Origin of the sequence: Rubripirellula lacrimiformis, assembly GCF_007741535.1 — a bacterium.
GTDB lineage: Bacteria > Planctomycetota > Planctomycetia > Pirellulales > Pirellulaceae > Rubripirellula > Rubripirellula lacrimiformis.
Genome location: NZ_CP036525.1, coordinates 2,711,551 through 2,737,526, shown reverse-complemented (window position 1 = coordinate 2,737,526; position 25,976 = coordinate 2,711,551). Strand labels below are relative to the sequence as shown.

General features: G+C 56.3%; 18 protein-coding genes. 14 read left to right on the top strand and 4 right to left on the bottom strand.

Features of this window, described 5'->3' with window-relative positions:
* Positions 1-72 precede the first annotated feature (72 nt).
* The 5 genes from K227x_RS09695 to K227x_RS09675 all read left to right on the top strand — a co-directional run bounded on the left by K227x_RS09695 (position 73) and on the right by K227x_RS09675 (position 6,781).
* The gene (locus K227x_RS09695; protein ID WP_145169318.1) at positions 73-1,650 is read left to right on the top strand and encodes a sugar ABC transporter ATP-binding protein; all 1,578 of its coding nucleotides are present in this window, start codon (positions 73-75) and stop codon (positions 1,648-1,650) included.
* A 100-nt stretch (positions 1,651-1,750) separates the two neighbouring features.
* Entirely contained in the window at positions 1,751-2,722 is a 972-nt protein-coding gene (locus tag K227x_RS09690) for an ABC transporter permease (RefSeq protein ID WP_145169317.1), read from the top strand.
* 6 nt (positions 2,723-2,728) lie between these two features.
* Positions 2,729-3,766, top strand: a complete 1,038-nt coding sequence (locus K227x_RS09685; RefSeq protein ID WP_145169316.1) for a ribokinase — start codon at positions 2,729-2,731, stop codon at positions 3,764-3,766.
* Between the two features lie 68 nt (positions 3,767-3,834).
* The gene (locus K227x_RS09680; RefSeq protein WP_145169315.1) at positions 3,835-5,220 is read left to right on the top strand and encodes a DUF1593 domain-containing protein; all 1,386 of its coding nucleotides are present in this window, start codon (positions 3,835-3,837) and stop codon (positions 5,218-5,220) included.
* Between the two features lie 124 nt (positions 5,221-5,344).
* Entirely contained in the window at positions 5,345-6,781 is a 1,437-nt protein-coding gene (locus tag K227x_RS09675; RefSeq protein WP_145169314.1) for a DUF1593 domain-containing protein, read from the top strand.
* Positions 6,782-6,918: 137 nt separating this feature from the next.
* Here K227x_RS09675 and K227x_RS09670 read toward each other — a convergent pair whose 3' ends face one another.
* Entirely contained in the window at positions 6,919-7,134 is a 216-nt protein-coding gene (locus K227x_RS09670) for a hypothetical protein (RefSeq protein ID WP_218933889.1), read from the bottom strand.
* Positions 7,135-7,244: 110 nt separating this feature from the next.
* Between K227x_RS09670 and K227x_RS30385 the strand changes: the two genes are divergently transcribed.
* From K227x_RS30385 to K227x_RS09640, 5 genes are all read left to right on the top strand, one after another.
* Positions 7,245-9,662 carry a pectinesterase family protein gene (locus K227x_RS30385; RefSeq protein WP_218933888.1) on the top strand — a complete coding sequence of 806 codons (2,418 nt, stop codon included), beginning with the start codon at positions 7,245-7,247 and terminating at the stop codon, positions 9,660-9,662.
* Between the two features lie 127 nt (positions 9,663-9,789).
* Positions 9,790-11,166: a pectate lyase family protein gene (locus tag K227x_RS09655; RefSeq protein WP_246146703.1), complete on the top strand. Its 1,377-nt coding sequence runs from the start codon at positions 9,790-9,792 to the stop codon at positions 11,164-11,166.
* A 497-nt stretch (positions 11,167-11,663) separates the two neighbouring features.
* Positions 11,664-12,458 (top strand): type 1 glutamine amidotransferase domain-containing protein, encoded by a 795-nt coding sequence (locus tag K227x_RS09650; RefSeq protein WP_145169313.1) that lies wholly within the window; start codon positions 11,664-11,666, stop codon positions 12,456-12,458.
* A 648-nt stretch (positions 12,459-13,106) separates the two neighbouring features.
* On the top strand, positions 13,107-14,426 hold the full coding sequence (locus K227x_RS09645; protein WP_145177582.1) for a DUF1552 domain-containing protein: 1,320 nt from the start codon (positions 13,107-13,109) through the stop codon (positions 14,424-14,426).
* Between the two features lie 119 nt (positions 14,427-14,545).
* Positions 14,546-17,032, top strand: a complete 2,487-nt coding sequence (locus tag K227x_RS09640) for a DUF1588 domain-containing protein (protein WP_145177579.1) — start codon at positions 14,546-14,548, stop codon at positions 17,030-17,032.
* Between the two features lie 519 nt (positions 17,033-17,551).
* Here K227x_RS09640 and K227x_RS09635 read toward each other — a convergent pair.
* Positions 17,552-18,259, bottom strand: coding sequence for a helix-turn-helix domain-containing protein (locus K227x_RS09635; RefSeq protein ID WP_145169312.1), 708 nt, complete (start codon positions 18,257-18,259; stop codon positions 17,552-17,554).
* Between the two features lie 146 nt (positions 18,260-18,405).
* Here K227x_RS09635 and K227x_RS09630 point away from each other — a divergent pair, with 146 nt between their 5' ends.
* Both K227x_RS09630 and K227x_RS09625 read left to right on the top strand, forming a co-directional pair.
* Complete coding sequence (locus K227x_RS09630; protein ID WP_145169311.1) at positions 18,406-19,509, top strand: cis-3-hydroxy-L-proline dehydratase; 1,104 nt, start codon at positions 18,406-18,408, stop codon at positions 19,507-19,509.
* A gap of 247 nt (positions 19,510-19,756) precedes the next feature.
* Positions 19,757-21,313 carry an outer membrane protein assembly factor BamB family protein gene (locus tag K227x_RS09625; RefSeq protein WP_246146702.1) on the top strand — a complete coding sequence of 519 codons (1,557 nt, stop codon included), beginning with the start codon at positions 19,757-19,759 and terminating at the stop codon, positions 21,311-21,313.
* A gap of 47 nt (positions 21,314-21,360) precedes the next feature.
* Here the strand turns inward: K227x_RS09625 and K227x_RS09620 are convergent, their stop codons facing one another.
* Positions 21,361-21,684 carry a DoxX family protein gene (locus K227x_RS09620; protein ID WP_145169309.1) on the bottom strand — a complete coding sequence of 108 codons (324 nt, stop codon included), beginning with the start codon at positions 21,682-21,684 and terminating at the stop codon, positions 21,361-21,363.
* 637 nt (positions 21,685-22,321) lie between these two features.
* A complete protein-coding gene (locus K227x_RS09615; protein ID WP_145169308.1) occupies positions 22,322-23,659 on the bottom strand; it encodes a sigma-54-dependent transcriptional regulator in 1,338 nt (445 codons plus the stop codon).
* A gap of 143 nt (positions 23,660-23,802) precedes the next feature.
* On the opposite strand from K227x_RS09615, the gene K227x_RS09610 reads away from it, so the two are divergent.
* Together K227x_RS09610 and K227x_RS09605 are read left to right on the top strand one after the other, a co-directional pair.
* A complete protein-coding gene (locus K227x_RS09610) occupies positions 23,803-25,437 on the top strand; it encodes a PAS domain S-box protein (protein ID WP_145169307.1) in 1,635 nt (544 codons plus the stop codon).
* Positions 25,434-25,799, top strand: a complete 366-nt coding sequence (locus tag K227x_RS09605; protein WP_145169306.1) for a response regulator — start codon at positions 25,434-25,436, stop codon at positions 25,797-25,799. The genes K227x_RS09610 and K227x_RS09605 overlap by 4 nt, the downstream gene beginning before the upstream one ends.
* Positions 25,800-25,976: the final 177 nt, after the last annotated feature.

Genomic DNA, 25,976 nt, shown 5'->3' with positions numbered 1-25,976 from the left:
GAAAGGTTCAGCAAAGACGCCAAGAGTCGTGATGGCATTTGGCACGACCCACCCTCACTCAATTTCGGAAGAATGACGTTCGTGGAAATCAGCGATATCGTGTTCGAGGCGCGCGGGATATCGAAGTCGTTTCCCGGTGTGAAAGCGCTGGAGGGCGTTGACCTGACGCTGCGCAGCGGTCGACTGACAGCTCTGTTGGGCGAAAACGGGGCGGGCAAATCGACGCTGATGAATGTCATGGCGGGGGTACTGGCACCGGATCAAGGCGAATTACTGATTCACGGAAACCCTGTGCGATTGACCACCCCGCGTGATGCACGCGACCACGGTATCGCCATGATTTTCCAGGAACTAAGCCTGGTCCCCGACCTGACGGTGGCAGAGAACATCTTCCTAGGACGGGAACCACTTGCGCGGACTGGGATGATCGATTACCGCGTCATGAATCGCAATGCCGCGGAATGGTTGCAGCGTCTGGATTTGGATGTGTCACCGACGACACCGGTCGGGCGTCTGCGAGTTGGGCAACAGCAGCTTGTCGAGATCGCAAGGGCGCTTGCCGGCGACGTCCGTATTCTGATCATGGACGAACCGACATCGGCGATCACGGAACATGAAACCGAAGTGCTGTACCAACGAATCGCCGACCTGAAAAAACAGGGCGTCGCCATCGTCTATATCACTCACCGGTTAGAAGAGCTGAATCACATTGCCGACGAAGTCACCGTGATGCGAGATGGTCACACGATCGGCACCGCCGCGATCGGTGACATTAGTCGCGATGAAATCGTACGAATGATGGCTGGCCGCGATGTCAAAACATCGATTCAGACGTCGTCAGCGACGGACCAGGAGGTTTTGCGGGTCGAAAACATGATGCTAAAACATCCAACACGGCCTGGCGATTTCTTAGTCAACCGAGTTTGTTTGAACGTCAAGCAAGGCGAAGTCTTAGGCATCTTCGGATTGATGGGTGCGGGCCGAACGGAGTTGCTGGAATGTTTGTTTGGATTGCACCATCGATCTTGCAGCGGCGACATCTTGATCGGTGGTCATCCCGTTTCGATTCGTTCGCCGGGCGACGCGATCGCGCACGGGTTGGCGTTGGTCCCCGAGGATCGGAAACGTGATGGGTTGGTCTTGCCGATGACCGTCGCCGAAAACGCCAACTTGGCTAGCCTTGATGGTGCCCAGCGTTTCGGATTTTTGAACCGCCGTAAAGAGCTTCGTCAAGTTGAAAAATCACTGCAGCGGTTCCGGGTAAAGACGCCGTCACTGCACCAGAAGATCCGCAATCTAAGCGGCGGGAACCAACAGAAAGTCATTCTCGGCAAATGGCTCGCGACCGAGCCCAAGGTGTTGATGTTGGATGAACCCACACGCGGGATCGACATCCAAGCCAAAAACGAAATCTATTCCTTGATCAACGAGTTGACCGGCGAAGGTTTGACGGTGTTGGCGGTTTCTTCCGAACTGCCCGAAGTCATGGCGATTTCCGATCGCATTCTGGTGCTTTGTGAAGGCCGCGTAAGCGGCGAATTCAGCCGCCAAGATGCGACGGAAGAAAAGATCATGCGTGCGGCATTGCCGGGAAGCCACCGTTCCAGTCCGCCGCCATCCGTGGCATGCAGTTCAGCCACAATCCCATAACCAAAATCACTTCGGATTTCGGCCACACTCACCCCACCCCCGTCGAAACCGTCGAACAAATTCGCCCCCCCAAAAAACGAACCCTACCAATCCCCAGGCCATGTTGAAGATCAACCGCGAACAACTGATGAAGTTCCAGTCGCTGATCGCGCTGGTGCTAATGGTCGTTGCCATCAGCATGCTGTCGGACAGATTCCTGACGGCCGACAATGGTCTGAACATTCTTCGCCAGATCTCCGTCAATCTGTGTTTGTCCATTGGCATGACACTGATCATCCTGACCGGTGGAATCGACCTTTCCGTCGGCGCCATCCTGGCACTTTCCAGTGCGATCGCCGCGGGCCTTCTGAAGAACGGTGTAGCGATTCCAACACTGGGTGTGGGGTTGGACTTCACGGTATTCGGATCGATCGTCGCGGGCTTACTGGCCGGTGCTGCCTGTGGCTTGTTCAACGGATTGGCGATCACCCGGTTCAAGCTTCCACCGTTCGTCGCGACGTTGGGCATGTTCAGCATCGCTCGAGGTCTGACGATGTTGTGGACTGGCGGGTTCCCCGTGACGGGCCTGGGGTCGTCCTTCGGTTTCCTTGGTACAGGGATCCTGTTTTCCATTCCGGTACCGGTTTGGATCACGGCCGCGTTGGTCGGTGTCTTTGTGGTGTTGACACGCAAGACGCGGTTCGGCCGATACATCTATGCCGTCGGCGGTAACGAACGCGCAGCACGATTGACGGGACTGCCGGTCCAACGGGTCAAGGTCGCCGTCTACACCCTGGGCGGGATGCTATCGGCCGTCGCCGGATTGATCGTCACCGCCCGACTCGATTCCGCCCAGCCCAACGCGGGACTCGGCTATGAACTCGATTCGATCGCTGCGGTAGTGATTGGTGGCACTTCGCTTTCGGGTGGGCGTGGCAGTGTGATCGGTACTGTGCTGGGCTGTTTGATCATCGGCATCCTGAATAACGGCCTGTTCCTGCTAAACGTTTCGCCGTTCTGGCAACAAGTGGTCAAAGGCTTTGTGATTCTAGCGGCCGTTGCAATTGACCGAATGAATCAACAGGAAGACTAGCATCCCATGAATGAATTCAAGAGATCCAGTCGTATCTGTGTCATTGGTTCGGCCAACGTTGATCTGACGTTCCGCACACCGCGACTACCGCTGCCTGGGGAAACATTGGCCGGCCGTTCGCTGCATCAGGGAATGGGTGGCAAAGGTGCCAATCAAGCTGTCGCAGCAGCCCGACTGGGCGCGCAAGTCACCTTCGTCGCACGCGTCGGAAACGATGTCTTCGGCGATCAGGCGATCCACGGCTACCAAGCCGATGGCATCGACACATCTTTCGTTCAAAAGGATGCCAATCTGCCCACCGGCACCGCCGCGATCCTTGTCGATGATCACGCAGAGAACTGCATCATCGTGGTCGCCGGTGCCAACGACGGCTTAACTGCCACCGACATCCAGGCGGCAGCGTCATTCATTGAACAAGCCGACTTGGTTCTGTGCCAGATGGAAACCCCGATCGAAGCATCCCTAGCAGCGATGCGAATCGCGCGTGCCGCGGGCGTGACGACCGTCCTAACGCCCGCACCGGTGGGATGCGTCACCGACGAACTTCTGGAACTCTGCGATGTTTGTGTTCCGAACATGACGGAGATCGCAGTGCTTGCCGATTGTCCACAGACGACCACAAAACCGGCTGACACCGAACGGGTCGGCCCTTCACCCGAGATTCAGGCACCCGAGATTCAGGCACCCGAGATACCGTCACGCGAGGTTCAGACACTCGAAGGTTTCGACGATGCGATCGGTGCTGCACAGCGTCTGCGAGGGCGAGGCGTCCAGCAGGTCGTCCTGACGATGGGCAGTCGAGGCGCATTGGTGCTGGACGACACTGGTCCTACACACCTTCCCGCAATCAGCGTAGCCGCGGTCGACACCACGGGCGCCGGAGACGCCTTCACCGCAGCCTTAGCCGTGTCGTTGGCAGATGGCCTGGAATTACGAGACGCGGCCGGCATCGCCCGCATCGTCGCCGCCATTTCCGTCACTCGAATCGGCACACAAACGTCATTTCCCACTTCCGATGAACTCACCCCATGGATCAGCAAATGAAGACTTCGACCAACCAGAAACCGAACCCCGCAGCGAAAGCCGCTGAGAGATATCGATGGGTAAGATCGATGCCGAAAGCCGTTACAACTTTCGCCGTCCTGTTTGCGTTTTTCGCTATAGCCAAGACGTCAGATGCGGCACCGCCTAAACCTCGAATGGTCGTGTTGACCGATGTTTCCACCTGGGAAACCGATGACAGCGAATCCCTGGTTCGGTTGATGGTTCATGCGGACATGCTGGAAATCGAAGGTCTGGTCTTCAGCACGGGTTGGAGCCTGGACAAGACTCGCGATGACTTCATCGGACTGATCCATGACGCGGTCAACGCGTACGAAAAGGACCTGCCGAATCTCCAAAAACGGTCCAGCCAAACCCAGCACCAGAAAGACGAAACGCGGCAAGAAATCGGTTACTGGCCTAGTCCAAAGTATCTTCGTGACCGCACGATGTTAGGCAGTAAAAAACGCGGCGCAGAACATGTCGGCGAAGGAAACGATTCCCCCGGCAGCAAACTGATCATCGAATTGGCTGACGAAGATGACGACCGCCCGGTTTGGATCACCGTTTGGGGTGGCGGCAATACGCTTGCCCAAGCCGTTTGGCGCGTCCAGCAAGACCGCAGTGAAGAGGAGTTCAAAAAGTTTCTAAACAAGCTTCGCGTGTATACGATCACGGACCAGGATCGCGAACAACGCACCCCGTATTCCGACAGTTCGCATCAGTGGTTACGAAAGGAATTCGCCGACGACCTGTTTTTCATCTGGGACGAATGCGCCTGGAAACTCCAAAACGGAACTGGAAAAAAGAACTGGCCTGAATACGCCAAGCACATCCAAAACCACGGGAACCTGGGAAAGGTGTACCCGAAATACAAATACGGAGTCGAAGGCGATACGCCTGCGTTTCTGCATCTGATGCCCGTTGGGCTGAACGATCCCAACGTTCCCAATCAAGGCGGTTGGGGTGGATATTCCACCTGGGGCAAAGGTGAAGACGGCACGACGTTTTGCTATACGAACCACGATGGCGACGCCAAAGCAACGTGCACATCACTGCACCGACACTTCTATCCGGCCACGTTCAATAACTTTGCCGCTCGCATGGACTGGGCCAATGATGGAACCGGAAACCGAAATCCAAACGTCACGATCGACGACAGCGAAGGCATCGAAATCCTGACCCGGAATCCAAAGCAAGGATCGACCGTCACCCTGGACGCATCCGGTTCCTCCGATCCCGATGACGACAAGCTCACGTTCCATTGGTGGGTGTTGTCCGCCGCTGGCACCTTGCCCGGCGACGTCAAAATCACAAACGGCGACAAGAGCGTTGCCTCCATCGAAGTCCCCCATGGTTCGGCAGGAAAGACGTTCCATGTGATCTGTGAAGTGACGGACGACGGAGATCACCATCTATCCAGCTATCGCCGAATCATTTTCGAACCGACCGAGTGAATTTGATTTCGCTGGCAAAGTCAGTGAAAAGCGATGCGATCCATTTTGTGAGTTTGCCCCAGAGCACGGATTGCTTCAAGCGAAACGTTTACCAGTCACCGGCTATCACGTGAGTTACCGTGCGATGAAATCTTGTTCGACCTTTTGGCTGTTTGTCGTCATCATTCTGGGCTTGGGCCAATTCTCGTATGCCGAGGAGTCCAAACATCGCGTGTTTGTTCTGACGGATATCGAGAATGAACCCGACGACGCTCAATCGATGGTGCGTTTTCTGACGTACGCCAATCAATTTGACATCGAAGGTTTGGTCGCCACCACGTCCATCCATCAACAGAAACGCACGGCACCGGATCGCATCCGAAAAATCGTCAAGGCTTATGGCGATGTGCAAGCGAACCTGTTGTTGCATGAACCGGGCTACCCGACGGCCGACAAACTGTTATCGGTGATACGCCAGGGGCGACCTGACTATGGCATGAACGCGGTGGGGGAAGGCCAGGATTCCACGGGGTCGGAATGGCTGATCGCAGCGGTCGATCGCGACGACGCGCGGCCGCTATGGGTGACAGTATGGGGCGGACCGAACGTCTTGGCCCAGGCGCTGTGGAAAGTTCAATCCACACGAACACCGGAACAGCTTGCCAAGTTCGTTGCCAAACTGCGTGTCTACACGATCTCGGATCAGGACAATAGCGGACCGTGGATCCGCAAAACCTTTCCGAACCTGTTCTACATCGCCAGTCCCGGCATTCACGCCGGCGGTGCGTATCACTATGCCACGTGGAGCGGCATTAGCGGCGATCAATTTCACGCTCGTTTCACCGGAGCCGACTTCAGCATCGTTGACAAAGATTGGCTGGACCAGCACATCCGCCAAAACCACGGCCCGTTGGGCGCACAACATCCCCACACCGAATACTTGATGGAAGGCGATACCCCTAGCTTTCTGGGCCTGGTCCAAAATGGACTCAACGACCTAGAACATCCCGATTGGGGCAGTTGGGGCGGTCGTTATGAACTGTACCAACCGCGAATGCAAAAGTGGTTCCAGGAACCCGAAACGAGGCCGCTATGGACCAACACTGTCGACGAAGTGAAAGGCTTTGACGGTAACTGGCACACCAGCAACCATGCAACGATTTGGCGTTGGCGAAGTGCCTATCAGAATGACTTCGCCGCCCGCATCGACTGGACCACACAGCCGTACGCCCAGGCCAATCACCCGCCCATCGTCAAGCTGGATCACCCGTCGACCATCACCGCCAAACGCGACGACGTCGTCAAACTTGGCGCCGCTGGCAGCACGGACCCGGACGGGGATGAACTTTCGTTCCAGTGGTTCTATTACCCCGAAGTCGGCACGTTCACGACTTCAACGGCGCGCTCGGGTCAGCCATTGGCGATCGACAACTTTGATCAGCCCCAGGCTTCGTTCACCGTCCCCGATCGCTTGGTCATGGAACCCAAAACGGGAACGATGCACATCATCTTGGCGGTGACCGACCAAGGGACCCCAGCGTTGACGCGGTATAGCCGCGTGATCGTTGATGTTACTGATTAGATCGGACGTGGGACGGGTGAAGGAGGTGATCGAGGGAGACCGGTAGACCGGGGTAGCGGATAGGTGCGGGAGTGGGTGCGGGGGAAGAAAGTTCGAGTTCGAGTTTAAGTTCGAGTTTAAGTTTTTGAACTGTATCCCTACTTGAACTCGAACTTGAACTTGAACTCGAACTCGAACTTGAACTCGAACTTGAACTCGAACTTGAACTCGAACTTGAACTTGAACTTGAACTCGAACTCGAACTCGAACTCGAACTCGAACTTGAACTTGAACTTGAACTTGAACTTGAACTTGAACTTGAACTTGAACTTGAACTTGAACTTGAACTTCCCATCCACAACGAACCAAACCAACCGAATCGCTCTTTCTCGTTAACCCTCCCGGCCTCCCGCCTCAAACGCGGCCCCAAAATTCGCCCCCGAGAAGCAAAAAACTGACGCCAACTGGCCAGGATCGCATGACCATGACGCACTTGAAACGAAAACTTGCGTGGATCGGTTTGTCCGTATTCGCATTGCTTGGCATCTTGATGGGTTTCACTGCTGAAGCTGCCGACTTCGTCGTTGCCGCCGATGGCAGTGGCGATTTCCGCAAGGTGCAAGACGCCATCGACGCAGTGCCAAAGAACCAATCAATACGCACGACGATCTTCATCCAGCCAGGCACGTACAAAGAGAAGATTCGTGTGCCTTCGGACGCCATCAACCTTTCACTGCTGGGCGAATCGTCCGAAACAACGATCCTGACCTTCAACAACTACGGCGGAAAGACGTCCGACTACGCCAGCACTCGAGTGATGGCGGATGGTTTCTACGCGGAAAACGTAACCTTTCAAAACACGATCGACAGTCGATCCGGCATCGATGGAGGACAGGCGGCAGCATTGCGAATGGATGGTGATCGGTCGGTGTTTTTTCAATGCCGAATCATGGGATTCCAAGACACTTACTACACCGGTGGCAACAACCGGTCGTACCACAAGGATTGCCGGATCGAAGGCACAACGGATTTCATTTACGGCGATGGCATCGCAATGTTCGAAGCTTGCACGATCGTCTGTCGCAAAAATTCGACGATCACGGCGCACAGCCAAAAATTAAAAAACGGCAAGCACGTCAATCAATTTGGGTACGTCTTCCAAAACTGCAAGATCGAAAAGCACGCCGACGAAGATGTGACCCGCGCGGCACTGGGCCGACCATGGGGAAACGCGGCGCGAGTCGTCTTTTTGAACTGCGATCTTGGATCGCATATCCGAGCCGAAGGATGGTCGCCGTGGAAAGGCCGCCCCAACCACCAAACCGCGTATTACGCTGAATACAAAAACCACGGACCGGGGTCTCAAAGCGACAATCGCCTTCCTTGGACTCATCAATTGACCGACGAAGAAGCGGCCGAATACACCAAGGAAAACATCTTCAAGGCGCGTAACACGACCGCTGTGAACTTCGACGGTGACTGGATCCCGAAGATTGAATTGCTTCGCGATTCGAATCCATCCAAATCTTCCGACAAGCCGCGTGTCATCGTTACCAGTGACGGCGAGATTGATGACGAATGCTCGATGGTTCGATTCTTGCTGTATGCCAACCAATGGGATATCGAAGGGATCGTGACGTCCAGTTCTCAGTATCACTGGCATGGGCATAAATGGGCTGGTGACGATTGGGTTCAGCCGTACTTGAAAGCCTACGCCGCGGTTCACCCCAACCTGATTCAGCATGACAGTGGCTATCCGACAGCCGATTTCCTGCAAGCAAGAACGTTTCTGGGGAACGTAAAAACCGAGGGCGAGATGGATGAAATCACGCCGGGATCCCAGCACATCGCCCGAGTCTTGCTGGATGAATCCGATGACCGTCCGATCTGGATTCAAGCGTGGGGTGGTACCAACACGATCGCCCGAGCGCTGAAAACGATCGAAGACGACCATCCCGACAAGATGGCCTACGTGGCGCAAAAACTGCGGTTCTTTTTCATCTGGGAACAGGATTCGACTTACCAGTCCTACATCCGTCCGCACTGGGGCAAGTACAACATTCCGACGATCATCTCGGACCAATTCATCGCCATCTTCTATCACTGGAAAAAGTATCTTCCGGCCGAACAGCAGACATACTTTGCGGGCCAGTGGATGAAGCAAAACGTGCTGGCCGATCACGGCCCACTGTGTTCGCTGTACCAATCGCACACGACGGCGAATCGCGATTCGGACGAAGGCAATTTTGTCGATGGCGACTTCCGATCCGAAGGCGATTCGCCAGCATTCTTGCACACGATCCCCACAGGGTTGCGCAGTCTTGAATCTCCCGACTGGGGTGGCTGGGGTGGTCGCTATACCCGGGTTCGAGACAACACATGGTTGGATCCAGTGGCCGATCCAACGTACGAGTATCCCGCAGGCCGATGGTATGGCGATTCGGCATGGGGGCGTGTTCGGCTGCGTCAAGCAATCCCCGATGACCGCGAGCTGACGCAATACTTGAAGCCGATTTGGCGTTGGACCGCAGCGATGCAAAACGACTTCGCAGCACGGGCCGACTGGTGTGTCGAACCGTTCGATGGTGCCAACCATCCGCCGGTCGTTACGTTGACCAATCCGTTGGACTTCCAGGCGCCGCCTGGGACGACGATCCCGATGAACGCCGAAGAGACCGTCGACCCGGACAATGACCTGCTGACCTACCGATGGTGGCAGTACCAGGAAGCGGGCACCTACGGCGGTGCAGTCGAAATTCAAAATGCCGGCACCCCAATGGCATCCGTGGTCGTTCCCGACCAAGGCAAACAGGGACAAACCATCCATGTCATTTGCGAGGTGACAGACAACGGCACGCCAGCGTTGTCCCGATACCAACGCGTGGTGATCGAAATCCAGTAGCCAGCGAAACATAGCGCCGGCGATGAACGATCGGCAAGACTTTTGCCGCCATTGCCAGGCCAAAGCATCCATGATTTTTCATCGACCGATCGCTTCCATCGACCAAGTCCACCCCGAGAGAAAACGAATGATTCTAAAAACCATTTTCATGACCATGACGCTGATGGGTTTCGCGGCGGTAGGTTCCGCTTGCTTTGCGGCGAGCCCTTTGGCATTCCCGAGTGCCGAAGGATACGGCAAGCACACGGTAGGGGGACGCGGTGGAAAGGTATTCGAAGTCACCAACCTGAATGACTCTGGCGAAGGCAGCCTGCGCGACGCCGTCGAAGCCAAGGGTCCACGGACGGTTGTGTTCCGAGTCTCCGGCACGATCGATTTGAACAGCGACCTGCGGATCCGAAACTCTCACATCACGATCGCCGGGCAAACGGCACCGGGCGATGGCATCTGCATCAAACGTTATCCGTTGATGATCAGCGCTGATGAAGTGATCATTCGATACATCCGAGTGCGATTCGGTGACGAGTCCGGGAAAGACGCCGATGCCATCTCGGCTAGGTACGTCAAGAATCTGATTCTGGACCATGTCTCGGCAAGCTGGAGCGTCGACGAAACGATGTCGATCTACCACTGTGAAAACATGACGGTGCAATGGTGCTTGATTTCCGAGAGCATGTTCAATTCGAACCACAGCAAGAGCCAGCATGGATTCGGCGGCATCTGGGGATCCAACCACAGCACCTACCACCACAACCTGATCGCCAATCACTCCAGCCGTAATCCGCGTTTCGCATCCGGCTGTGGCAACACCGATTACCGCAACAATGTTCTGTACAACTGGGGGTATCGCAGTTGTTACGGCGGGGAAGCCGTCCAGAAGGGCAGCGACAAGTTCACTTTTTCGAACATCAATATGGTGGCCAACTATTACAAGCCTGGGCCCGCAACGGATCCAGCGCGTAAGGCCGAAATAGCCGATCCATCATCGCGCGGACCAGACGACAAAGGCAGCTGGTACGTTGCCGGAAACTTCGTCGAAGGCAGCCCTTCGGTATCCGACGACAATTGGACGGGAGTTCGCGGCGGGAACTTCGTTAAGCTTGACCAACCGTGGGACGCGATGCCGATCCATCAGCAGACGCCGGCCGACGCGTTTCAGTCCGTCCTGGCCACTGCCGGCGCGAACCTGCCGCGGCGTGATTCAATCGACACACGAATTGTCGAGGAAACACGCACGGGGACAGCAACCTACGAGGGCATTTACGACACGGTGAAAAAAGTGGCCGACCCATCGAAGGTCACGGGCATCATCGATTCGCAAAATGATGTTGGTGGCTGGCCAGAATTGAAAAGCTCCGTCGCGGTGCAAGATGCCGATCACGACGGCATGCCCGACCAGTGGGAAACGGCCAACGGACTGGACCCCAACGATGCCGCCGACGGAAACAAAATCGCCAGCGACGGATACACGATGCTAGAGAAATTTCTGAACAGCATCCAATAGTCGATCCGGAGACCGCTGTCGAAACATCCTGGTCGATCGAGAGCATTGTTGCGGGGAAGTGCCTCCGGTCGACCGTGGAAATTCAACCCGAACGCGTGGTGTAGCGTTCCGACGATCAGCACGCACGTCAGCGCCGGTCGGTTCACTCGCGATCGAAAAGTGGCGTGACTGCACGCAGCGAGATTCGCCAGAATTCGCTCCCCACCAAGCGAATCGAAACAAAAACTGACAATTTTTGGCGGGCGGAACCACGCCGACGGCATTGAGGTAGCGTGGTGTGTCGTCCACTCGGATCAGCACTTCGGTTTGGTCACGAAGTGTCACGGCACGGCACGGCACCTCACGGCACCTCACGGCACGGCACCTCACCGGGCCAACGTCTTCATGGGCACTTCCGTATCGATGATCGCTTCATCGTCCGCTCATTCACTTCGCTGCTTCAGTGATCGAAGGCCACGTCGACTGAAACCCACTTAGTCCCCCCCAAAGGAACCACGATGAAACGCACCCTTTTGATTGCACTTTCCACGGTAACGATTTTTTCGTTGTTTCAATTGACTGCTTCGTCTCAAGCGGAGTCTCCGGCGACGAAGCCCCATGCAGCCCGCGTCGATGTTCAGCCCGCCCTGTTCGTATTGACGAGTCATTCCAAGATGGGCGACCTGGATCGCAAGACCGGCTATTACGTTCCCGAGGCTGCTCATCCTTGGAAAGTGTTGACCGATGCGGGCATCGCTGTCGAATTCGCCAGCGTCAAAGGCGGCGAACCTCCGGCAGATGCATTGAAGTTAGAAGATCCAGTGGTCAATCTGTTTTGGACCAACCCGCAAGTTCGCAAGCAACTCGCATCGACCAAGCCGATTGCGCAAGTGAATCCAGCGGACTACTCGGCAATCTTTGTCGTCGGCGGCCACGGTGCGATGTGGGACTTGCCTGGTAACGAAGCGTTGCAAGGGATCCTCGCGAAGCAATATGATTCCGGTGGTGTGGTTGCAGCCGTATGTCACGGTCCCGCAGCGCTGGTGAATGTCAAACTTTCCAACGGTCGGTATCTGGTCGATGGAAAAACGGTAGCGGCGTTTACCGACGACGAAGAACGCGCGGTGGGGCTTGCCGACACGGTTCCTTTCCTGCTGTCGAGCTCGCTGAGTCAACGTGGTGCGACGATGCAAAAATCAGCCAACTTTCAATCGAGCGTCGTAGCGGATGGTCGGCTCATCACTGGTCAAAATCCGGCTTCGGCTGAAGGAGTTGGCAAACGAATCGCCGAGGCGGTCTTGCAGGGACGCTAGAGACAAACCGATTTGCATCGTGAACGCGTTCGGTAGCCGCCCCCGAACCGCATGGGGACGCTCCCTCTGTGACGTCGTTCGGCGCGAGATTGCGGCGGGAGATTGCGGCCGAGTGAGCGGAACCCAATCGCCAGCGACGGAGACGCGATGCTGGAGAAAATCTCGAATTGCGTCCGTTAGTCGATCCGGGGCGGCTGCCGAAACATGCTGGTCGATCGGGGGCAATCTTGCTGCGAAGTGCCTCCGATCGCCCCGATAAATCCCACCGGGACGTACGGTGTCGAGCACCCCAAAAGCGGACATTGCGGCCAATCCGCCGCAGTATGGCGGTGCGAGGCGTTGCGTCCGAGCTTTCGTGAGCGGCGTAGCACGCCTACCAAAAACTCTGTTGCGGCAGCCCCCCGGACTGGTAGAATGCTTGTGTCCGGTTGTTTCCGAAATCGACTGGCAAATCCCGCCTCACCCCCGCCTTCCACTGCGACCACGTTTGCCCGCCGCGACGATTTCCCTGTGCGGCGATTTCCCTGTGCGGCGATTTCCCTGTGCGGCTGGGGTGTGAATAGCCGAAACAGAGTCTGTACGGGTCCATCCGTTCGTCAGACAAGCCGACGCCAGACAATCGACCGTTTACACGTTGAAAGATCGATGATGTTCAGCCGCAGAAGAATGTTGCAAGGAATCGCAGCCAGCACCGGTGCCGCGTTCGGCGTCCCCATTGCTGCCGAACGCGCCGTTGCGTCACCGGCCGCGGACGGCGCTGCGAAACGGATCATCTTCTTCATGCAGAACCAGGGCTTCGATCCGAAGACCTGTATCCCCGAAGGAATGAAAAACAGCGGTTCGCTTGCCAAGGTAAAACTGCCTGAACCGATCAGCGCACTGGAACCTTACAAAGAACGACTGCACATCATCAACGGATTGCACGGCATCCACACCAGCCCGTCACACAGTGCTTTCTTTGGTGCTCTTGGTGGCTATCGCGGCAGCGATGGTGTGCCGCCCAGTGCATCGACGATTGATTATGAACTGAGCAAGGTTCTGCCGCAGACGCTTCTGCCGCATCTTTGCATTGGCATGGATTCGATCGAAAACATGAAAGCCAAGCCGACGATCGCAACGTTGTCGGCCAGCGGTGCCGGTCAACCGATCTTCATGCATTCGAACCCCAACCACCTGTACCAGATGCTGTACGGTGGCATTTCGTCTGGCAACATTCGTCAGCAACACGAAGCCCGATCCGGTGTGTTCAGTCAGGTCGAAAAATTGGCCGCAATGAAGGGACAGTCACTGCCGGAATCGGACCAACAGCGTTACGGCCAATACGTCCAGGGATTCAAGGACGTCAACGGGCTGCGCACCCGACTGGACACCGTTTCCGATCACTTGCGTAAATTCGCGCCGGCCGTCGACGAGCGATACACCAAGCCGAAGTTTGAAACCGATTGGCACGACGTGCTGCTGGACCTTGGGATTTCAGCGTTGACCTCGGGGATCACCAATACGCTGACCATCGGCTCTGGCCGCGGCGAAATTTTTGGTGCCTGGAAGGGACTGGGCGTCGACCAACAAGGACACAACCTTGGCCACATGGATCAGCCCGACAATCCGATTTGGATCAAGATCCGCCAATACAACAGCCGCATGCTGGTCCGGATCATGGAAACGCTGGAAAGCGTTCCGGAAGGGAATGGTTCCATGATGGACAATACGCTGATCGTTTACACCAGCAACAATGCGGACAAACAGCACACCAACGGCGCCAACTGGCCCGTCATGTTGTTGGGCAATTTGGACGGCGCCTTCCAGTCAGGTTGCTTCACACAACTGGATGGCAAGCGCCCGATCAACGCGTTGTACACATCGCTGCTGCGGGCCGCCGGGCAGAACGTCGATCGATTCAACATGGACGAAAAGATGGCCAAGAAGTTTGACGACAGCACCGGCCCGCTGAAGGAAGTGTTGGCATGACCCGGCGTCGCCTTTCGTCCGGCGAAACCAGGGATCGGAAATTCGGCGGGATCAGCCTGCAATCGGATGCATCGGAAGCGACAGGCTGGAAGCCTATCCTACGGATCGCCGGTTTGTTCATGGTTCAGTGTTTGGGGCTGCTGCCCACCGCACATGCCGAAACCTACACGCCGGGGCAAGCGTTCCCACAGGACTTCGATCGTTTTGCGGAATCGTTCCTGACCGACTACTGCATCGATTGCCATGGCGAAACGGACCCCGAAGGCGATCTTTCGCTGGAAGGTCTGGGCGCGGTCGACGAGATCAACGCTAGTACCTGGCGCAGCGTCTGGGCGCAGGTCACGATCCAACAGATGCCGCCTCCCGATATGACGCAGCCCGAGGTCGTGCACCGTCTGCAGTTTTCCGATGGGATTGTCAGTGAGCTGTCGCGGGTCATGCGCGACAAGGGTGGCTTCCATGCGCACCTGGATCCCGACAAAGGCAACTTCGTCGATCACGAATTGATCTTCGGTTCGCTACCCGATGGCATCCAACTAGAACCGACATCGTCACCTGCACGCATTTGGCGGGTGACCCCACAAGAACACATCACCCGGCTGAACGAGCTGATCAACACAGAGCCCGATTTTGATCCAGAAAAACCGGGCCTGCGCACTCACGGGGACGTCGTCCCCACCAACCACGGCGGCGAACTGAAACTGTACTTCGGCACCGATCGCATCATCCAGTGGCAAGGGGGAACGGTTGCCTATGCCACTTCGGTCAAAAGCGTGCCTGCGGTCCTATCGTCGGCGCGAAATCACGGACTGGAAAACTATCCCGATTTCTATACCGTCAACAGCGCCGAAGCGACCCAGATCATGGGTGTTGCCAGCGACATCCTTCGATACATGGCCGAAGGTCCGCTAAGCATCGCCCAGCCTTATCAGATCACCGACGATCCCAAGTCGATCGCGGACAAAATGAAAGGCGACCTTCGTGGGCTGCCGACCAGCTTGGTGTACAGCACCGAAGTGGTCCGGCCTCTGACTCCTGTCTACGACCTGATGTCGCAAGACGGCGTCACGGACCAGGGACTGCGAAACGCGGTCGACTATTTGTTCGAAGCATTGACGTTTCGGCCTCCTGAACCGAACGAATCGGACGCGTACGTAGAAATCGTCAAACAATCGATCGAAAAGATCGGCAAGCGGGACGGTGTGGTGTTGGGACTGTCATCGATCTTCTTGGATCGCGACGCACTGTTCCGACCGGAACTGGCCAACGAGGGCACCCCGGATTCCTACGGCCGCGTCATGCTGCAGGACTGGGAACTGGGCATGGCGGTCAATCATGCGCTGCGATACATCCGACCGGACGAACAGCTGCGCAGTGCTGTGACCCAAGGCCGCATGCGCACCAGGGCCGACGTGAAAAGGGAAGTCGAGCGAATCTTGGCCGACGACAGCATTCGAAAGCCTCGGATCTTGCGTTTCTTTCGGGACTACTTCGATTACGACTTGGCCGGTTACATCTGCAAAGATTTGAAAGCGCTTGCCGAGACCGGGGCCAGCAATCGCGGACAGGCTCACTACAATGCGATGTTCGATGCCGCAGCCAGCACCGACCGGCTAATTGAACTGATTCTGCAACAGGACCAAGATGTCCTGAAACAACTGCTGACCACCGACAAGGTCGTGGCCACCCCGACCGATCGCGTCTATTTCGGCAGCAAACGTACCCCCGAAGAAATCGCAGCGTCTGTTGCCGCCGAAAAGAAGGTACTGGCCGCCGCGGCAAAGAAGGCAGCCGCCGAACTGGAGGCCTGGAAACTGGCCAATCCCGGGAAAGAACCGCCGGAAACGAAAAAGAAACGGTCGACGGTCAATCATAACGTCGACCAAGCACATCTTGCCGGTCCCGAAATCTTTGCACGAGTGAGTCGGCGCAGCTTCGGCAGAGGATCGATGAAACCGGAACGGATGCTGACGACCGCTCCCGAAGGCCAACGCATGGGCATCCTGACCCACCCCAGTTGGCTGGTGTCCCATTCCGACGCCATGGACAATCACGCCATCCGCCGCGGTCGTTGGATCCACGAACGACTGCTCGGTGGCGGTATTCCCGATGTGCCGATTACCGTCGACGCAATGCTGCCGGACGAACCCAAGAGCACACTGCGTGAACGGATGCGGGTCACTCGGGAAGACTATTGCTGGACCTGCCACCAAAAGATGGATCCACTTGGTTTGCCGTTCGAAATGTACAACCACGCTGGTCTGTACCGAGAAATCGAACAAGGCAAACCAGTCGATACATCGGGGGAAATCATCGACTCGGGTGATCCGGCGTTGGACGGCAAAGTCACAAACGCCATCGATCTGATCCAACGACTGGCCCAAAGCGAACGCGTCGAACAAGTCTTCGTCCGCCACGCCTTCCGATTCTGGATGGGCCGCAACGAAACCCTGAACGACGCTCCCGTTTTACAGGAAGCTCACCGGGCTTACCGAGATAGCGGCGGCAGCATGAATGCACTGTTGGTTTCGCTGCTGACTTCCGACGCGTTTCTATACCGCACGCCAAGCCGACCAGTCGTTGCCGAAGCCAGTTCCGATGACTAGCGCCCGGGGAATTCCCAAGGCCCTCTGAAGACAAACGAGCGACATGCTGGGGGTGTGAATCGATTCCAGTGACCGATAAGGCGTTTGCGGCCGGTCGATTGAGTGAGCCGCGAAGCGTCAGAGAGCGTCCGGATTACGGCAGTCTCGGAAGAGGCGAAAGCATGCTGCGGTGTGGGCGGGCCCCACGGATTCAGCGTTACCACCGCCCCCTCACCCCAACCCTCTCCCCCTGGATAATCGAAGCTCCACTTCGATAATCCAGGGGGAGAGGGGGCAAAAAAAGTCCAACGCAAAATCCAACCGCCTCAACCACCGCCACACTTTTTAGCCCCCTCTCCCCCGCGTTGAACGCGAGTTCCGCTCGCGTTCAACGTGGGGGAGAGGGCTGGGGTGAGGGGGCGCGACCTTTGCCTCTCCGAGGCCGCTCGTAAGCGGCCGGGAATTGCCCGTGGCCTTACGGCCAGCGGCTCACCATTGCCGTTGAAAGTTCGACTCAATCAACTGTCCGTTTATCAACGTCTATTGCTTGCGGAATTGGATGGGCGTGACGCCGGTGGCGGTGCGGAACGCGCGGGTGAACGCGCTGTGATCATAGAATCCACAATCCAGGGCAATCGTCGCCACAGATTTGTCCGTTTCTCGTAGCAACCGGGACGCTGTTGCGACACGCGTCTTGGTGATCAATTGGCTGGGCGTCAGTCCTAGCACGCGTTTGGTCAACCGCGTCAGTTGCTGAGACGTCATCTCGCTGCGTTCCGCCAACCAAGCGGGCGTAACCGTTTCGAACAGGCCCAGTTCGAACTCATTGAGTGCTTCGGCGAACTTCCGTGGAATTTCGTCTCGCTGAACTGGCACCCGAACATCTCGGGAAAACCCTACCAAGCCGGTCACCCGATTGGTCGCATCGCGAATCGGCAGCTTGGTGGTCATGCACCACACGGGATCGTTCGGACGGTACCACTGCATTTCCAATTGTTCCAGCAATGGTCGGCCGGTTCGCAGGACGCGATCGTCTTGTTCGCAGGGCAACCGGCCGAAGTCGCCGAAACAAATGTCATCGGGACGCTTGCCGATCACGTCGGCCTTGTCGTTGAATCCGTGACGCTTGACCAGCGAGTGATTCACTGCGACGTAGCAACCATCGACGTCTTTTACAAAGAACGCGACATCGGGGGCGTGGTCGAACAGATCGCCCATCAGCGATACGTCGATCTTGGATAACGCCATTTCAAATCGATACGTGTGGGGGGGCTATGCGCGGATTCATCGAATCGGCTGTTTCTGAACCAAGAAACGATCCGCTTGGCTTCTTACACTGATTGGGAACTGCGGTCGATGATACAAAAACCCTAACATTCACGAGACTACCCGTCATGAAGATTGCTCGCATCTTTGCATATCGTGTCGAACTGCCTCTTAAAGAAGGATCCTACCACTGGTCCGGCGGCAAATCCGTTTCTGTTTTCGACAGCACGGTTGTGGGCGTTGAAACCGAATGCGGTCTGATTGGCTATGGCGAAGTCTGTCCACTGGGACCGTTTTACCTGCCCGCCTACGCCGAGGGCGTCCGAGCTGGGATGCGTGAACTTGCTCCGCATCTGATCGGCATGGACCCACGTCAATTGTCGGTTCTGAACTTGCGAATGGACGCGGCGTTAAAGGGCCACCCCTACGTCAAATCAGGGATCGACATTGCCTGCTGGGACATCCTGGGCAAAGTCAGTGGACTGCCGGTATGCGTTTTGATGGGAGGACGTTTTGGCGAATCCGTACGGCTCTACCGCGCGATTTCGCAGGCGGCACCGGACGAAATGGCCAGCAACCTAGCGGGCTACCGCGACGAAGGGTACACGCGTTTTCAATTGAAAGTGGGTGGCGATCCCGACACGGACATCCAACGCATTCGAGCGACCCGCGCCGTCCTCTCGGACAAAGAGCGTTTGGTTGCCGATGCCAACACCGGATGGACTCAGCACGAGGCCCAACGAGTGGTCCGAGCCGTTGCAGACCTAGACGTCTACATCGAACAACCTTGCCTCAGCTACGAAGAATGCCTGGCCATTCGACGCAACACCAACCATCCGTTCGTGCTGGATGAAAACATCGATTGCTTGGACATGCTGCTGCGAGCCAAAGGCGACCTCGCGATGGATGTCGTGAACCTAAAGATCAGCAAACTGGGCGGATTGACCAAAGCCGCACAAGCTCGCGATCTTTGCGTTTCGATGGGAATCGCAATGACGCTTGAAGACAGTTGGGGCGGTGATGTCACGACAGCCGCCATCGCTCACCTGGCTCACAGCACACCGGAACCGCTGCGATTCACAAGCACGGACTTCAACAGCTACGTCACGGTCAGCACCGCCGATGGGGCGCCCCAGCGTGAGAACGGTTTCATGAAGACAAGCGACGCCCCCGGATTGGGTGTGGTTCCCAAGTTGGATGTTCTAGGCGACCGAGTGGTCGAGGTATCGTAACGGCAATCCTGTTGGGCCAGAGAAGTTGGATGGCGATCGGCGACGTGTCTGCGATTTGGTTCCAATGTGGGCCCCTATTTCGGTGCGAACACGGGGATCAAACGAACTGCTCTGGCCCTGATGGATGCCGATGGTATGAAGCGGACCGAAATCGGGGGCCCGTTGGTGTATTTTAAGAGAGGGCCGTCGGATGCAGACGTTCTGCGCCGACAGATCGCCCCCCCTTTCAACACAGGCAGACACGAAAGTGACACCTCGCACATCCTTGGCGTTTGTCGTGCTTGCCGCCGCTTTCGTCTCCGCAGCGGTAGCCCAAGATCAATGGCCCGAACACCGTGGCCCCAATCAAAATTATCATCTGACCTCGGATGATCCCTACCCGAAATCGTGGAGCGTTGCCAACGATGACAACATTCGCTGGAGAATGCCTCTGCCGGAAACCGGTCACAGCGGCATCGCGATCGCAGGCGACAAGTTATTCCTGACCTGCTTTCGAACATTGACCGACGGGGACCAGGGCCCCGATGGTACATCGGTGTCCGAAACCCGGGGATACTGTCTGTCGGCGGATTCGGGGGCGATCTTATGGAGCTGTGATCTGCCGGGACGTCGGCCTAACCAGGTCAACGGCACCTTCACCGATTCGACGACCCCGACGCCGGTGACCGATGGCAAACATGTTTGGTTCGTCAACGCGGGCGGCTTCATGGCATGTCACACGTTCGACGGCCAGCGAGTGTGGGGCAAGGAATTCGAAGTTCGTACGAAGCACTCGGCGAAACAGTTCCAACCACTGCTGCACGGCGGCAACCTGTATTACGCCATGATGCGTGACGCGAGCGATCCGATGCGGCGCCCGCAAACAGCAACGGACTACGACAAGAACAGCAAGACCGGATGGCCGTGGATGCATGTGCGATGCTTCGACGCGTTCACCGGCCAGCCCACGGCGGTGTTACCCGAAGGCATCAGCGTTCACAGCAAAGGCGCCTTGGGAACCCTGAATGGCGAGCCCGTTTTGCTGCACGCCAAAGGTGGTGGTCACAGCCCGCCTGAAAAACCCTATGGCATCGGGCTGACTCGTCTGAACCCCACGCACGACCTGATCTGGGAACGGCCCGGTCTGTATTTCGAAGGGACGCACTTCATCGACGAAAAGCACGCCTATTGTTTCGACAAGAAAGACTTTTTCGTCTTGGATCTGGCAACGGGCGCGACGATCAAGCAAATTCGTATCCGCGACGTCGGCAACGTTTCCATGTTTGACGAAGCCAGTGGCCGCTATCAACAGCGACCGGCTGCTTCGATTCTGAAGTCGCAGCATCTGTTGACCCACCGCACCAACATCGGCGTCGGCAAGTACCACTTTTTCATGGGCGGTCAGCCGGGCATCTTGGGTCGCATCGATATCGAAACGGACGAAGTCAGCTATCTGCAGGTGCCCGTTCAGATCGTGATCGAAGACGGCAAGCGGAAACCATCGTGGCGAGAATTTCGATCCGGCGATGACACGGGATCTGGATTTTCTGTCAAAGGGGATCAGCGTCGGCTTGGTCACGGGTTCGGACACATTTCCGCAGCCACACCAATCGTCGTCAACAACCACATCTACTTTTCAACCGTATTGGGAACGGTCTACGTGGTCGACGCGACGACCGAGCGATTTGATGAACGTTCGCTGGTCGCAGTCAACGACCTCGGTGAAGCGGGCAAAACGTGGACGCTAAGCCCTTTCGCGGCCGCCAACGGACGTCTGTATCAACGCACCAGTCGAGAGATTATCTGCATCGCAGATCAAGACTGATACAAGCTTTCGATGCGACACATTCCGATGTGTGCCGACTTCGCGTTCTAGCGATAGATGATCGCGGCAAGCATGGTGGCGAGGATCATCAAAGACAGTGATGGTGCAATTTTATCAAACGTGTGCCTTGCCTTGATGTGGCTGGCAACTGCCAAAGCCATCAAAGCAGCGAGGCCCACCGCGGCCCATAAAGTCAAAGGTTCCACAAACAAACCAATCGAGCCGATAATTTCAAGACTTCCGATCACGTACATCATGAATCGGGGAAGTCGAAAGTCATCGAACTGATCCGCCAGTGAAGGGGCGCCCCATAGTTTGCTCACCCCGGCGTACAAGAATGCGCCGCTGATGATGATTTCTAGTACGATCATGCAGATCCCGACTGTGTAGTTCAACAACCGATAGAGTTGTCGACCATCCAGTTTTCAGGTGATTCGCAGGAGGTTCCGACGCAACTCTACCCACCGCAATTGCGGAGCAATTCAGAAAGAGTTGTCGGCTGGCCCTTCGAAGTATCCCGAGGGTGATTGCTTTTTAGGATGCGTCGCGATGACCTAAAATCCGCTGCCCCATGATCACTGGTCGCGAATGCGGCCGAGCGTCTAGAACAATGCATTTCTAAGTCTCGCTGTACGTCAAAGCGTCGCTTCCCGTGCAGCAGTGATTAGTATTCAGCCAACAAGATGAGGTTCAAGTTTGCCCCTGGAACATCCACTTTGAATTTGCTTCGATGTGAATCTGGCAGGACAGTCAACTTGACCATGCCCCGTCTCGTTAAGTCACTCCCAGCTCACCCGTTGGCTTCTGAGCATACGTATAGCAACTGGTGTGCCAATTCGCAAAAACGACAACAAACCTGTGAAAAAGCGACGTCTGGGGACATCCCAACGGAGTGGTGCCGCCGCGGTGCCCAGATGTGGGCACCTTCGCGAACACAGTTGTCACTAAGCGGACAATCAGACGTAGAAACGGGGTGAAAGAGAGAAAGCGGCTGCGTCGGCGGCCCGATCAGGTTTCGATTCCGTGCTGCTTCATCATTCGGTACAGCTTGCGACGCTCCACCCCTAAGATACGTGCAGCAGCCGACTTATTGCCGCTGACTTGCCCCAGGACTTCATGGATGTGATCCCGTTGTAGCGAGATCAGAGATCCTTCGACGTCCACCGATTCGGTTGAACTGGCCGACGTGGGAACATCCAATTCCTCGGGCAGGTCGTCCATCGTGATCACGTCATCGGCAAGGATTTTGGCTCGTTTGATGACGTTGATCAGTTGCCGAATGTTGCCGGGCCAGTGATAGGATTCAAGAGCAGACCGGGCATCGTCATCGAGTTCGTACCCTTTGCCCAAGAAATGGTTGACCAGCAACGAGATGTCGCCGCTTCGTTCGCGTAGTGGCGGCAAACCGATGGTCAGCACATTGATCCGATAATACAGATCTTCGCGGAAACGGCCTTCTTCGACTTCTTGTTTCAAGTTTCGATTGGTCGCCGCGACGATCCGCACATCCACATGACGTTCTTTCTCGGATCCGACTCGTCGCAAGGAACCATCTTCTAATACCCGCAACAACTTGGGCTGAAGGGCGAGTGGCAATTCGCCGATTTCATCGATAAACAGGGTGCTGCCGTTGGCGACTTCGAACAAACCGGGCTTGGCGGCAGTCGCGCCGGTGAAGGATCCTTTTTCGTGCCCAAACAACTCGCTTTCGACCAACTGTTCAGGAAGAGCCGCGCAGTTCACCGTGACCATGGGGCGGCCGGCGCGAGCGTTCCCTAAATGAATCGCCCGGGCCACCAATTCTTTCCCCGTCCCGCTTTCGCCTTCGATCAGAACGGGGCTATCGGTCGGGGCCACGCGATCGACCAAGCGGAACACCTTGGCGATTTGTTCGGACTGACCAATCATTTGGGTTTGCGGTCGGATGGCCCGATCGATGACTTCCCGCAGCAGCGCGTTCTCTCTCCGCAAACTTCTGCGCTCCAATGCCCTTAGGCAGCGGGTTTCCAGTTCGCCCATCGGAAATGGTTTCGACAAAAAGTCGAACACACCCTGGCGCATGGACTCGACAGCATTTTCAATCGTCGCTTCGCCGGTCAGCACGATGATTTCAGTCTCGGGATTCATGTCCCGCATGCGTTGGACCAGTTCCAGTCCGCTGAGCCCCGGCAAATTCCAATCCAGCACGGCGACGTCAAAGTCATGTTTGACACACTGGTCAATTCCATCCTGGCCGCTGGTCGTATGGGTGACCGAATGGCCATTGCGTTGAAACCAACGAATGCAGCCAGCCACAAAGTCTGGATCGTCCTCGACAAACAAAAGGTCTAAAGTTTTATCGGCCATGGCCAAATTCGCGGGGGTCGAAACAGTTCTCGGGCGGTTAGAACGTTATTGTACGAGAATGCAGGTCGCACAGTCAGACTGCCAGTCGCCAATATCAAAAGTCAGTACGCTTTGGATCGATCTCAAACGACATGGAACCCGAAATGAGCAAAATCCAAGCGATGTTGGAGAGCGATTTGCGCTGCCAAACACGTGTATTGAAGCGATTGGCCGAGGGGGCATCGCTAGACGAAGTGCTTCAAACGCTGGTCGAAGTGTCTGAAGAATCACGTCCTGACATGATCGCGTCGGTATTGTTGATCAATCAACAAACCGGTTGCCTGGAAAACGGTGCATCCCGACAGCTACCCGAATTTTACTGTAAAGCGGTCGATGGCCTGCGGCCTGGGCCAAGCGTGGGTTCCTGCGGGACGGCTGCGTTCACCGGAAAGCGGGTCATCGTCAAAGACATATCCACCGACCCGCTATGGAAAGACGTTCGCCAGTTGGCCCAGCGAGCCAATCTACACGCTTGCTGGTCCGAACCGATCATCAGTGCAAGCGGCGAAGTGCTGGGCACGTTTGCGATGTACTACCGGAGCCCGCGTGCGCCCAACGAACACGAATTGGCGTTTGTGTCCAATGGCGCCAGCCTGGCCGCACTGGCGATCCAACGCGTTCGCTATCAGTTCCAAGTCGAACATGAACGCGCCATGTTCAAAACGATCATCCGTAGCGTGCCCGATGCGTTGATTTCAACGACACTTGATCGACGAATCACTCATTTCAATCGCGGTGCCACTGAACTGTTCGGCTACACCATCGAAGAGATGCTGGGGAAAAAAACGGAACGCCTGTACGCGAACCGAGAAGACTACATCCTTAATTTAAAGGTGAGGTTCAGTGGTAAACACAGCGATAACCTGGAGGCATCCGAAATCCTGTGGCGGCGAAAGTCGGGCGAGACGTTTTTCGGGGAACTGGTTGGCACCGTTGTTCGCGACGATGACGGCCAAGCGATCGGTTTTCTGGGACTGATTCGCGATATCACCGATCGGAAGGCCGCCGAAGCTGAGCTTGCCGCCAGCCAAGTTAAATTGGTTCAGGCCGAGCGGCTAGCCGCGATGGGCCAGATGATCTCGGCGATCGCACACGAAAGCCGCAACGCGCTTCAGCGAATCCAAGTCGGCGTGGACATGCTGCAGTACGAAATCAAACCAGAGAACGAGTCCCGCGACGACCTGGATCGAATCAGCCGGGCCAAAGCTGACCTACAGCAATTGCACGACGAACTCCGCAGTTTTGCCGGTCCCATTCAGCTGAACATCACCACGTGCAATATCGCGGAAATTTGGCGTCAAGCATGGTCGAACCTGCAGGTTTCCAGGAAAGATCGCAATGCCCAACTGGTCGAAGAGATTGCGGATGTCGATCTGACCTGCCCAATCGACGCGTTCCGAATCGAGCAGGTGTTTCGAAACCTGTTCGAAAACTCGCTGGCGGCCGGCAAAGATCCGCTCCAGATCACCGTGTCCTGCGAAACCGTACAGAGCCAAAATCTGTACGACGTTTCATCGCCCCACCTGCGAATCAGCGTTCGCGACAATGGGCCCGGATTGCCCGAGGAGATTCGCGGGAAGGTTTTCGAAGCTTTCCATACGACAAAGGTCAAAGGCACCGGTCTTGGCATGGCAATTGCCCGTAGGTTCGTCGAAGCGCATCAAGGTACTATCAAGATCCGAGACGAATCGATCATTGGTGCCGAATTCATCATTGAGTTGCCACGAAAGCCAACATGACAGGACGTCTTCGAATCGTAATCGCTGATGATGAACTTGATATTCGAGATGGTTTCCGCCGTCTGTTGGGGAAACTCGGCTGCAATGTTGTTGGCGAAGCGGCCAGCGGTGCAGAACTGGTCGAACTATGCCGGACGGAATTGCCCGATGTCGTGATTACCGACATTCGCATGCCCGAGTTGTCCGGTTTGGACGCTGCCAAGCAGATTCGGCAGACGCAGACGATTCCGATCATCGTCGTCTCGGCACGCGAAAGGCCCACCGAACAGGATTCTGAGTTCATCCAGGCCTTCCTCACCAAACCGGTCAGCGGGCCGGATCTGGATGCTGCAATCAAGAATGTGGTTGCAGCCCCCCTGTAACGGTGGATTGACGTCCTCAACCGACCGCAAAACTCGCCTCAATCATCCTCTGACCGCGCGGGTCAGGCATGCCTTGGACTGCGCTCATTTGGGCAACGCCCCCACTGACCTGGTCACTATTGGGCAACGGTGGACTTCTGTCCCAGTGCCGTTTCGAATCCAAATTCAGAGATTGCC

Excerpts from the sequence above, each read along its gene's own strand:
- K227x_RS09685 (WP_145169316.1), top strand. The coding sequence starts at position 2,729 with ATGAATGAATTCAAGAGATCCAGTCGTATCTGTGTCATTGGTTCGGCC.
- K227x_RS09630 (WP_145169311.1), top strand. The coding sequence starts at position 18,406 with ATGAAGATTGCTCGCATCTTTGCATATCGTGTCGAACTGCCTCTTAAA.
- K227x_RS09615 (WP_145169308.1), bottom strand. The coding sequence starts at position 23,659 with ATGGCCGATAAAACTTTAGACCTTTTGTTTGTCGAGGACGATCCAGAC.
- K227x_RS09655 (WP_246146703.1), top strand. The coding sequence starts at position 9,790 with ATGATTCTAAAAACCATTTTCATGACCATGACGCTGATGGGTTTCGCG.
- K227x_RS09695 (WP_145169318.1), top strand. The coding sequence starts at position 73 with ATGACGTTCGTGGAAATCAGCGATATCGTGTTCGAGGCGCGCGGGATA.
- K227x_RS09680 (WP_145169315.1), top strand. The coding sequence starts at position 3,835 with ATGCCGAAAGCCGTTACAACTTTCGCCGTCCTGTTTGCGTTTTTCGCT.
- K227x_RS09645 (WP_145177582.1), top strand. The coding sequence starts at position 13,107 with ATGTTCAGCCGCAGAAGAATGTTGCAAGGAATCGCAGCCAGCACCGGT.
- K227x_RS09640 (WP_145177579.1), top strand. The coding sequence starts at position 14,546 with ATGGTTCAGTGTTTGGGGCTGCTGCCCACCGCACATGCCGAAACCTAC.
- K227x_RS09650 (WP_145169313.1), top strand. The coding sequence starts at position 11,664 with ATGAAACGCACCCTTTTGATTGCACTTTCCACGGTAACGATTTTTTCG.
- K227x_RS09675 (WP_145169314.1), top strand. The coding sequence starts at position 5,345 with ATGAAATCTTGTTCGACCTTTTGGCTGTTTGTCGTCATCATTCTGGGC.
- K227x_RS09610 (WP_145169307.1), top strand. The coding sequence starts at position 23,803 with ATGAGCAAAATCCAAGCGATGTTGGAGAGCGATTTGCGCTGCCAAACA.
- K227x_RS09690 (WP_145169317.1), top strand. The coding sequence starts at position 1,751 with ATGTTGAAGATCAACCGCGAACAACTGATGAAGTTCCAGTCGCTGATC.
- K227x_RS09605 (WP_145169306.1), top strand. The coding sequence starts at position 25,434 with ATGACAGGACGTCTTCGAATCGTAATCGCTGATGATGAACTTGATATT.
- K227x_RS09635 (WP_145169312.1), bottom strand. The coding sequence starts at position 18,259 with ATGGCGTTATCCAAGATCGACGTATCGCTGATGGGCGATCTGTTCGAC.
- K227x_RS09620 (WP_145169309.1), bottom strand. The coding sequence starts at position 21,684 with ATGATCGTACTAGAAATCATCATCAGCGGCGCATTCTTGTACGCCGGG.
- K227x_RS30385 (WP_218933888.1), top strand. The coding sequence starts at position 7,245 with ATGACGCACTTGAAACGAAAACTTGCGTGGATCGGTTTGTCCGTATTC.